General features: G+C 71.2%; 6 protein-coding genes. 3 read left to right on the top strand and 3 right to left on the bottom strand.

The features are described 5' to 3' along the window. Positions 1-44 precede the first annotated feature (44 nt). Together WME96_RS06615 and WME96_RS06610 are read left to right on the top strand one after the other, a co-directional pair. Positions 45-443: a YybH family protein gene (locus WME96_RS06615; protein WP_148313982.1), complete on the top strand. Its 399-nt coding sequence runs from the start codon at positions 45-47 to the stop codon at positions 441-443. A 146-nt stretch (positions 444-589) separates the two neighbouring features. Next, a complete protein-coding gene (locus tag WME96_RS06610; protein ID WP_437289316.1) occupies positions 590-4,780 on the top strand; it encodes an ATP-binding protein in 4,191 nt (1,396 codons plus the stop codon). 56 nt (positions 4,781-4,836) lie between these two features. Here WME96_RS06610 and WME96_RS06605 read toward each other — a convergent pair whose 3' ends face one another. Beyond that, a complete protein-coding gene (locus WME96_RS06605; RefSeq protein WP_061614382.1) occupies positions 4,837-5,253 on the bottom strand; it encodes a nuclear transport factor 2 family protein in 417 nt (138 codons plus the stop codon). A gap of 388 nt (positions 5,254-5,641) precedes the next feature. On the opposite strand from WME96_RS06605, the gene WME96_RS06600 reads away from it, so the two are divergent. Beyond that, positions 5,642-6,031: a hypothetical protein gene (locus tag WME96_RS06600; RefSeq protein ID WP_437289315.1), complete on the top strand. Its 390-nt coding sequence runs from the start codon at positions 5,642-5,644 to the stop codon at positions 6,029-6,031. 60 nt (positions 6,032-6,091) lie between these two features. Here WME96_RS06600 and WME96_RS06595 read toward each other — a convergent pair whose 3' ends face one another. Further along, entirely contained in the window at positions 6,092-6,637 is a 546-nt protein-coding gene (locus tag WME96_RS06595; RefSeq protein WP_437289314.1) for a YkgJ family cysteine cluster protein, read from the bottom strand. A gap of 229 nt (positions 6,638-6,866) precedes the next feature. Beyond that, a complete protein-coding gene (locus WME96_RS06590; protein ID WP_437289313.1) occupies positions 6,867-10,277 on the bottom strand; it encodes a kelch repeat-containing protein in 3,411 nt (1,136 codons plus the stop codon). Positions 10,278-10,370: the final 93 nt, after the last annotated feature.

Genomic DNA, 10,370 nt, shown 5'->3' with positions numbered 1-10,370 from the left:
CGCGCGGGCTCGAGTGCGGCCGGGGCGCGCGGCGGAGGTGGAGAATGTCGAAGATCACCGCGGAGCAGGCGAGAGAGGAGCACGTCGCGCTCCTCAAGGCGTGGACGAAGGCGGTGGGGGCCGTCAAGGACTACGGCTTCCTCGATCGCCACCTGGCCGAAGGCTGGCGGTACGTCGATTACAACGGAGTGCAGCGCGGCAAGGACGAGTACCTGAAGCTCGTCGACAGCATGTTGACGTACACGCAGGAGCTCCGGCAGTGCGACGTGCGTATCGTCGGCGGGGACGTCGCTATCGTGAGCGGCGTCTACCGCTCGCGCGCCGAGCTCAAGGGCGGTGTCAAGCTCGATAACACCATCGCCTTCACCGCGGTCTGGGAGCTCAAGGGCGGTGAATGGAAAGCCCTCGTGCACCACACGACGAGGATCCCTGACGCGTCGTGATCGACGTCCGCGCCGACCGCGTCGACCGCGTCGAAGCGCTCCGGCGGCCGGCGCCTCGCCGGCGAGGCCGGAGGAAACGTTGACAGGGATCCTGCTTCGAGTACCGTACACTCTGGATCGTCCTGTCGACGATCACCAGGGTTCTCATGGATCTTCGCCGGTTCCTCACGCACGCGGTGCAGATCGCATCTGCGCTGTCGAAACTTCATAAGTCAGGCACCCTTCACCTGGACATCCGCCCCGCGAACCTCTCCGTGCACCCGGAGAGCGGGGAGGTGTCGCTCGACGGTGGGCTGGCCGTGGTGCGCGGCGATCTCGGCCTCTCCGACGAGACGAAGATCAACCCGGAGTCGCTGCCCTACATCGCGCCGGAGCGGACGGGCCGCGTCGACTGGCCGATCGACGAGCGCGCCGATCTCTACTCGCTCGGCGTCACGCTGTACGAGCTGCTCTCCGGCAAGCTGCCGCTCGACGCCGAGGACGCGCCCGCGTGGGCGCACGCCCACATCGCGAGGGCCCCTGTGCCGCTCGCGGAGCTGGTGCATGACGTGCCCCGGATCGTCTCCGAGATCGTGATGAAGCTCCTCGCGAAGTCTCCGGAGGAGCGTTATCAGACCGCCCGCGGGCTCTGGTCGGATCTCCTCATGTGCCAGACCGAGCTGGAGGAGCTCGGGATGATCGACTCGTTCCCGCTCGGGACGGCCGACATCCCGGACCGGCTGCAGCTCCCGACGAAGATCTACGGCAGGAGGCGCGAGCGCGCGATCCTGCTCGAGGCGTTCGAGCGTGTGGTCGCCACGGGCACGGCCGAGCTCGTGCTCGTCGCCGGGTACTCGGGCGTCGGGAAGACCTCGCTCGTGAAGGAGGTGCAGGCGCCCATCGTCCGCGAGCGCGGGGCGTTCATCTCCGGGAAGTTCGATCAGCTCCAGCGCGACATCCCCTACCGCACGATCGCCCAGGCGTTCGGGGAGCTCGTCCGGCAGATCCTGACGGAGAGCCCGCAGTCGCTCGCGGGGTGGAAGCACCGGTTGAGCGACGCGCTCGGCGAGGAGGGGCGGGTCATCATCGACATCATCCCGCAGCTCTCGCTGATCCTCGGCGAGCAGCCGCCGGTGCCGCCGCTCGCGCCGAACGAGGCGCGCAGCCGCTTCGTCCGCGTGTTCCATGCGTTCCTCGGCGTGGTCGCGCGCAAGCGGCACCCGCTCGTGCTGTTCGTGGACGACCTGCAGTGGGCAGATCCCGCCAGCCTGAGGCTCATCCGCGACGTCGTCGCGGCGCCCGAGAAGCGGCACCTGCTCGTGATCGGGGCGTACCGCGACAACGAGGTGACCCCGTCGCACCCGCTCATGGAGGTGCTCCGGCAGATCCACGCCACGGGCGCGCGCGTCTCGACGCTCAGCCTCGACCCGCTCCCGCACGAGAACGTCCTCGAGCTCGTCATGGACACCTTCCGCTGCGAGGACGAGCTGGGGGCTCAGCTCACCAGGCTCCTCGTCCAGAGGACGGGCGGCAACCCGTTCTTCGTGGGCCAGTTCCTGACGGAGCTCTATCGCCAGAAGCTGGTCTGGGTCGATCCCGTGAGCGCCGTCTGGTGCTGGAACATCGAGGCCATCGCCGCGCAGAACCTGACCGACAACGTCGTCGACCTGGTGCTGGGCCGCCTCAGGCGGCTGGACGGCGAGACGCAGCGGGTCCTCTCCCTCGCCGCGTGCCTCGGCGCCCGCTTCGACGCCGAGGTCCTCTCGGCCATGTACGGCGAGTCGACCGAGACGACGCACGCCGCCATCTCCCCGGCCATCCGCGAGGGGCTCGTGGCGCGCCGAGGCAGCACGTACAAGTTCCTCCACGACCGCGTGCAGCAGGCCGCGTACCTGCTCATCCGCGAGGGCAACCACGCCTCGACGCACCTGCGCATCGGGCGCCTGCTGCTCGTCCAGACGCCGGAGGAGGCGCTGGAGGACCGGCTGTTCGAGATCACGAACCAGCTGAACATCGGCGCTTCCTTCATCACCGATCCGGGCGAGCGGCGCAGGACGGCCGAGCTGAACCTCCGCGCCGGCAGGAAGGCGAGGGCCTCCGGGGCCTACGGCTCCGCGGTGGCCTACTTCGCCGCGGGCTGCGCGCTGATCGGGGAGGACGACTGGGCGGGAGCCGACGATCTGCTCGCCTTCGCGATGCACCTCGATCTCGCCGAGAGCGCGTGCGTGAACGGGGAGTTCGATCGGTCCATCGACCTCTGCTCGGTGCTCCTCGAGCGCGCGCGCACGCAGCTCGACAAGGCGGCGGCCTACCGCGTCCTGATGCAGAACCACATGGCCCGGTCCGAGCACGACGCGTGCATCGGCGTCGGGCTGGAGTGCCTCGCGCTGCTCGGCATCAAGCTCGGGAGGCAGCCGGCCGACGAGGAGGTTGTCGCGGAGATCACGGCGCTGCGCGACGCGCTCCGCGATCGCACGGCCGACGAGATCCTCGGCCAGCCGAGGATGACGGCGCCGCCGATGCTCGCGGCGATGGGCGTGATGGCCGTGATGTACGCCTCGACCTTCTACACCGATCCGAACCTCAACGACCTCCTGGTCTGCCAGATGGTCCGGCTCAGCCTGCTCCACGGCAACGCGGAGCCGACCGGCATCGGGTACACGTGCCTCGGCAAGGCGCTCTGCCAGAAGCTCGGCGCGTACCAGGACGGCGACCGGATCGGCAGGGTGGGCTACGAGCTGACCGAGAAGATGAACGCGCTCGTCTACAAGCCCGAGGTGGCCAACCTCTATGGCTGTCTGATCTCGGTCTGGACGCGCCACATCGACACCGGGATCGCCTGCCAGCGCGTGAGCATCCAGGCCGCGAACGAGGTCGGGAACCTGACGTGGGGGAGCTTCAGCAACATCCAGCTCACCCTGAACGTGATCGTGCGGGGCGACCCGCTCGAGGAGGCGTACAAGGGCGCGGTGAGCGCGCTCGACTACGCGACGAAGGCGAAGATCACGTTCGCCGCGGACGCCGTGACGAGCATGCTGCGCCTGGTCCAGGCGATGAGGGGCGCCACGCGCCACCTCGGCACGATGAGCGCGGACGACTTCGACGAGCAGGCGTTCGAGGACCGCCTCGAGAAGGAGAGCTTCCCGAGCGTGCGGCTCGTCCATTACGTGATGAAGACCGCGCAGCACCTCCTGGCCTCCAACCCCGACGAGGCGGCCCTGGCCGCGGAGAAGGCGGAGCGCAACATCTCGGGGGGCAACGGGATGTTGTTCTCGGCCGAGTACCACTACTTCGGCGCCCTCGCCCGGGCGGCCCGCTTCTCCGGGGCCCCGGCCGAGGAGCAGGCCGGGCTCCGGCGGTCGCTCGCCGGCCACGAGGAGCAGCTGCGCGTCTGGGCCGAGAGTTGCCCCGACAACTTCGCCGGCAAACACGCGCTCGTAGCGGCGGAGCGCGCGCGCGTCGACGGCAGGCACGACGAGGCGGCGGCGCTCTACGATAAGGCGATCGTGGCCTTCCGCGAGTCCCGGTTCATCCACCAGGAGGCGCTCGCGAGCGAGCTCGCCGCCCGGTTCTACCTGGATCGCGGCTACAGCGGCCTGCCGGGGCTCTACCTGCGGGAGGCGGTGGCGTCGTACTCGCGCTGGGGCGCGAGCGAGAAGGTGAGGCAGCTCGAGCAGCGGTATGCGCTCGTCCTGAACCAGGAGCAGCGCCGCGCGACGAGCAGCGGCGTCATGACGATGGCGGCGGAGGCCATCGACGCGCAGACCGCGGTGAAGGTCTCGCGGTCGCTCTCGAGCGACATGACGCCGAAGGAGATGATGGAGTCGCTCATGCGGCTCGTCGTCGAGCACGAGGGGGCGGAGCGGTGCTGTCTCCTGCTCACCGGGGACGGCCTGCGGCTCGCCGCCGAGGCCGTGGTGGACCGCGACGGCATCAGCATCCGCGTGTACGAGCGGAGCACGGCGCCGCTCGCGACCCGCGTCCCGGCGTCGATCGTCAACTATGTCGAGCGGACGCGGGAGCGGGTGGTGCTCAGCGACGTCGGGGCGAGCGGCGCCTTCGCCGGGGACGAGTACCTCGTGCGCGAGCGGCCGAAGTCGGTGCTGTGCATGCCGCTCATGAAGAACCCCGGCGAGGTGGGCGGCCTCCTCTACCTGGAGAACCGGCTGGTCCACGGCGCGTTCATCCTGCGCCGGCTGCCGCTCCTCGAGTTCCTGGCCGCGCTGTCGCTGCAGAACACCGTGCTCCGCGGCGAGCTGGAGCAGGAGGCGCTGAAGGTCCAGCGGACCGAGGAGGCGCTGCGCCGGAGCGAGAGGGCGCTCCGGGATCTGGCGGAGTCGAGCGACGTCCCCACGTGAGGCGCGGGCCGCGCCGCCGCACCGGCGTGGTGTGGCGGCGCGGCGTTCAGGCGCTCTCAGGCGCTCTCGAGCACGTGGCCCACGCTGTCGAGGAACGGCCTGTCCGACACGGAGAGGTGGAGCTGCACGAACCGCCAGTGATCCCCGTGGCGCTCCACCGTGCAGGTCAGTCGGAGCGCGGGCAGGTCGAAGCGCACGCCGCCCATGGTGGCGTGGATACCGAAGCCGGCCGTCCCGGCGCAGGCGGCCGCTCCCCCGGCCAGCAGACGCACCTGGACATCGCCGGTGATCCTGCACACGAGGTCCTTCAGGATCTCGCTCTGCCGCCGGAACGAGGCCTCGATCTCGGCCCAGCGCGTGAAGTGCAGCTTGTCGTGTGTGCCGTAGAAGATCAGGGCATCGTCACGTACGAACATGTCGCATAACGCGTCCACGTCGCCTCGCTCGAAGGCGCGCGCGAACTCGACGAGCATCTGGCGAACCGAATCTTCTGGACTTGCCGGCTTTCTCTCCGAGGACTCCATGCGCTCCGCTGCTCCCGTACCGATCCGAGCCTGATCTCGGCCGAGCATACAGCACCCCGGAGGCGACGCGCGACGCCCTGCGCGCGAAAGCGCTCGGAGTCCGGGCGGCTGCGCGCGACAAGGGTCGTCGCGGCCACGAACACGTAACACCACACGACCCCGACCAGCGCCAGCCGACCAGGTGCCCCCTCGAACCCCGGAACCCAGCTGACCGGAAACCCCACGAGCAGGAACAGCAGCCCCACGCCCTGCAGCTGCGCGATCGACATCCGCTTCAGGAGGGCGCCGACCGACGCGCGCCTCCTGCGGCCCGTACGCCGCGAACGAGAGCGCCGCCATGAGCTGGAGCGCCCCGAGCATCAGCAGGGCAGCGGGCATGTACCTGGACGTCCGCCCCTCCAGCAGGCCGAAGAGCGAGATGCCGGGGACGATGCCAGCGGCGCTGGCGAGCTGGATCATGGTCAGCAGTCCCGGCGCGCTTGCTGCTCGGCTGCCCCTCGAGGATCGCGAAGCGATACTGCTGCACGAACGCGCCTTGCAGACCGACGCCGCAGACCGCCGCGCAGAACAGCGGGAGATCGGCGCGCTCCACCGCGACCGCGGCGACAGCCGCGTTGGGCCACGGCCGAGCCCCGCTCGGCGGAAAGACAGACGGAAAGTGTTGAAAATGCCGAGCTATCTTCCGGCCCCTTCTCGCTGTCGCAGAAATCCCTGGCGGGATTTCTGACGCGCGAAACCAGCGCCCACAAGCCCCTGTCAGGGGGTCGTTCCGCGTCCGGAGCGCGCGTCACCCCTCGCCCGCGAGCACCGCGGCGATCGCGACGCGCTCCCCGCGCGGCCGCCCGGCCGCGTCGGCGTGGGCCATGTCGAGGGCGGCCAGCACCGTCGAGAGCGTCGTCTGGTCCAGGACCGACGACGCCTCGAGGGCGTGGAGGTCCTCTCCCACGAAGTTCTTCGGGCACGCGTCGATGACCGGCAGCGCGCGCGTCGCCGGCGCGGGCGCGAACCGGATCGGCAGGCCGTGGGTGCGGCAGATGAGCGGCCGCGCCGCGTAGACCGCGCACCTCCCCTCCCCGTCGAGCGCCGGGCACACGCCCGGGTCGCCCGCCCGCGCGCGCGCCGCGAGCGCCGCCCGGTCGGCCTCGGGGAGCGCCGCGACCGCCTCGCGGAGGGCGTCTGCCTCGAGCGACGTCACGGAGAACCGCCGCCGGCAGCAGTCGCTGCACCCGGTGCGGCAGGCCATCCGCGCGCCGTGGCGGGCGCTCGCGTGCGCGAAGAACGCGTCGACCTTGGTGAAGAGCTCGCGGAGGCGCTCGCGCGGCGGGGGGCTCATGCGCCGGGTTCTAGCAGCCGGCGCCCCCGGCGCCCCGCCAGGGACACGAAAGCCGCCGGCAGGGACAGGGAGAGCGCCGGCCGGGACTGGGGTTCAGGTCGAGAGCGACCGGGGGCGGCCGCCCCGGCGACGAGAAGGCGGCGCCGGGGACAGGAGCGGACGCGTCAGGGACGAGGCAATCGACGCCAGGGACAGGAGCGAGCGCACCCGGGGCCCCCCTGGCGGGCCTTCACCTGTCCCTGGCGCCGGCACCGGAGCGCCGGCGCACGCGCAGGGCAGCGAGCCCCCCGATGAGGACGAGCCATGTGGGTGTCCCCTGGATTCCGGGCTCCATCTGGCAACCACCGCTGTCTCTGCCTGGCGGGCCGCCGCCAGAGCCGCTCTGCGCGCCGGTGTCACCGGCGCTACCCCCGTCGCCCGTCCCGCTGCTGGAGCCTGCGCTCGTGCTCGTGGAGCCGCCACCGCCAGCGGTGCTGGCATCACCGCCGCCGCCGCCGGTGCCGGAGGCATCACCGCCGCTGCCGCCTGTGCCGGACGCATCACCGCCGCCGCCGGTGCCGGAGGCATCACCGCTGCTGACGCCGGTGCCGGACGCATCACCGCCGCCGCCGCCGGTGCCGGAGGCATCACCGCTGCTGCCGCCGGTGCCGGAGGCATCACCGCTGCTGCCGCCGGTGCCGGAGGCATCACCGCTGCTGCCGCCAGTGCCGGAGGCATCACCGCTGCTGACGCCGGTGCCGCTTGCATCACCGCCGCTGCCGCCAGTGCCGGAGGCATCACCGCTGCTGACGCCGGTGCCGCTTGCATCACCGCCGCTGCCGCCGCTGCCGGAGGCATCACCGCTGCTGCCGCCGGTGCCGCTTGCATCACCGCTGCTGCCGCCGGTGCCGGAGGCATCACCGCTGCTGACGCCGGTGCCGCTTGCATCACCGCCGCTGCCGCCAGCGCCACCCTCTCCACCGCCGCTGCCGCCGGCGCCACCCTCTCCACCTGCGCTCGGCAAGCACACGCCAGCCTGGCACACCCCTGTGCCCGGACGCTGCCCAGGAACATAGAGGTACACCAGGTGGGACGGGTATGTACTGTGGCCGAGCTCGCCGCCCACGATCAGAACGCGTCCGTCATTCAGCCGCGCCGGCACGTATCCGTCGATCGGGATGCTCATCGCAGGCCCCAGCGACCAGATGTCCCTCGCCGGATCGTAAAGCTCAGCCGTATGATCGAGCGAATACGGGCCACCCAGATTGCCCGCCAGGAGCACCCTGCCGTCGGCAAGGAGCACGGTCTCGGTCACATACCGCCGGGCGGCCATCCCCGCCGCTGGCGTCCAGGTGTCGCTCGCCGGATCGTAGAGCTCGACTGTCGCGAGGTCGCTGCCATAGGAGCTGCCCCCCACGACGAGCACCCTGCCGTCCTCGAGCAGCGTTGCCGTATGCGACGAGCGTGCCGAGCTCATCGAAGCCACAGGCGTCCAGACGTCGGCCGCCGGGTCATACACCTCCGCGCTCGCCAGGCTGTCGCCGCCGCCGGCGACGAGCACTCTGCCGTCCTGGAGCAGCGTCGCCGTGTGATGGGATCGCTGCGCATTCATGGGCGCAACAAGGGTCCAGACGTCCGCGGCCGGGTCATACACCTCCGAGGATCCGGCGCTGCCCCCCGTGACGAGCACCCTCCCGTCCTGGAGCAGCGTCGCCGTGCCGAGGATGTGACTCTGGAGCATGGGCGCGGCCCCCTCCCATTCGTCCGTGGCCGGGTTGAACCGGTCCACGCGATCGCTACTGGTCACAAGGACCGTGCCGTCCTGCAGCAGCGTGGCATGGAGGGGGGAGCTTGGCCGGACCTGGAGACTCCACCCGAGGAGCTGCCATCCGTCCACGCTCGGGTCGTAGCGCATCGCCCCCAGGCGCGCGGGGGTGCTGTTCTCCCTCGCCAGGACCAGCACCGTGCCGTCCTCCAGCAACGTGGCCGTGAGCGCGCTCTTCATCTCGTTCGGCATCGTCGCCGCGGCCTGCCAGGCATCCGGCGTCCCCGCGAGATCGCAGCGCGCGCCGTCGGGCTTCTCGGGCGCGGGCCCCGAGCACCCGAGCGCAGGATCGCAGGCGGGAGGCTCGTGACAGCCGTCCGGCGGCTGGCAGCTCGCCGGGCTCGCTGCGACGCAGGCGCCGCCCTCGCACGTGCTCGTCGCGGAGCACACCTCGCCGTCGTTGCACGGGGTTCCGTCGGGCGCGGCGGTGCCGCCGGCGCAGGTGCCCGCCTCGCAGACGCCTCCCTCGAGGCACGCGTCGGTGTCGTCGCAGGGCGTGCCCGAGAGCGGCGTGCAGGCGCCGTCCCTCGTGGCCCCCGCCGAGGCCGCGCACGCGTCGCACGGACCGGCGCAGGCCGCATCGCAGCAGACCGAATCCGCGCAGAAGCCGCTCGCGCAGTCGCCGCCGGCCTCGCAGGCGGCGCCGAGCGGCGCGCGCTCGTGAAAGAGCAGGGCGGAGGCCGTCGGCACCGGCGCGTCGGCGGCCGAGGCGGCCTTGACCAGCCCGCCGGCGATCAGCACGCTGCCGTCGTGGAGGCTCGTCGCCGTGTGATGCGCGCGCGCCATCCTCTCCGGCGGCTCCACGTCGAGGGGCCCCCAGGCAGCCGTCGCCGGATCATAGACGTCGAGCGCGGCGCTGAACTCGCTGAAGTGCGACAGGATCACGAACTGGCCATTTTCGTCCTCGTATCCGCAGTCGTACAACGTCATGCCTCCTGTCAGGAGGACGCGTCCGCTGGGGAGCAGCGAGGCGCCCAGGCCGCTGTCGAAGCCCCCGACCGGCAAGCATTCAGGAAACGGGTCGTAGAAGGGGTCATGCCCGTCGATCACCATCCAGCGATCGACCTCGTGGAGGTAAAGCTGCGAGGGCCCCTGGCCCCAGAACCCGAATCCGCCCACGAAGAGGACGTCGCCGCTGGCGAGCCGCGTCGCGCGGTACGTCGGGGACCAGTGCTTGGGCTGGAAGGCCTGTGTCCAGGAATCGGTCTCCGGATCGTAGATGTTGCCGTGGCGGCTGCTCGCCGCGAAGCGGCTGCCCACCGCGAGCACGCGGCCGTCCAGGAGCAACGTCGCGGTCGAGACGGACACGCCGCTCAGCGGTCGGATGGGAGTCCATGTGCCCGCGAGGTCATCATAGATGCTGCCCGCGAGGTTGCGCGACGCGCTGCCGAGCATCATCAGCTTGCCGCCCGGGAGGTGCACGGCCTGGGGCGCCGTGAGCGCCGGGGTCAGGGGCGCCGCCGCGCTCCACTGATCGAGATCCGGGGAATAGACCTCGACATTCTCGCCGTCCGTCAACAAGGCCAGCCCGTCCGGCAGGACGGCCGTCGCGGCGACCTCGCGCAGCGGGCTGCGAAGCGGCGCTGCGGGCGCCCACGTCTTGCTCGCCGGGTCGTAGAGCTCGACCTCCCGGAGGAGCACGGTTCTGTCGCTGCCGTGGCCCCCCGCCACGAGCACCCGGCCATCCTGGAGCAACATGGCCGCGTGCCCGCCGCGGGGGGTGATCATCGGCGGCACGCGCTCCCAGGACGGCGTTTCGTCGGCCCAGACCTCTCCCGCCGGCAGCACCACCACCGCGCAGGCCAGGGCAACCCTCGGTAACCAGCTCGATTGCATTCAGCTCCTCCTTCGCCGCCGTCTGATGCCTCCCGGTCACCGAACGTTCAGCTCCTGGAGCACCGTCGGGGCGAACGGTGTCGCCGCTTCGAA

The organism is Sorangium sp. So ce406 (assembly GCF_051474675.1).
GTDB classification, from domain to species: domain Bacteria; phylum Myxococcota_A; class Polyangia; order Polyangiales; family Polyangiaceae; genus Sorangium; species Sorangium cellulosum_G.
Note: the sequence above shows the minus strand (reverse complement) of the source record. Positions and strands in the feature narration are given on the sequence as shown.

Excerpts from the sequence above, each read along its gene's own strand:
- WME96_RS06615 (WP_148313982.1), top strand. The coding sequence starts at position 45 with ATGTCGAAGATCACCGCGGAGCAGGCGAGAGAGGAGCACGTCGCGCTC.
- WME96_RS06610 (WP_437289316.1), top strand. The coding sequence starts at position 590 with ATGGATCTTCGCCGGTTCCTCACGCACGCGGTGCAGATCGCATCTGCG.
- WME96_RS06605 (WP_061614382.1), bottom strand. The coding sequence starts at position 5,253 with ATGCTCGTCGAGTTCGCGCGCGCCTTCGAGCGAGGCGACGTGGACGCG.
- WME96_RS06600 (WP_437289315.1), top strand. The coding sequence starts at position 5,642 with ATGAGCTGGAGCGCCCCGAGCATCAGCAGGGCAGCGGGCATGTACCTG.
- WME96_RS06595 (WP_437289314.1), bottom strand. The coding sequence starts at position 6,637 with ATGAGCCCCCCGCCGCGCGAGCGCCTCCGCGAGCTCTTCACCAAGGTC.
- WME96_RS06590 (WP_437289313.1), bottom strand. The coding sequence starts at position 10,277 with ATGCAATCGAGCTGGTTACCGAGGGTTGCCCTGGCCTGCGCGGTGGTG.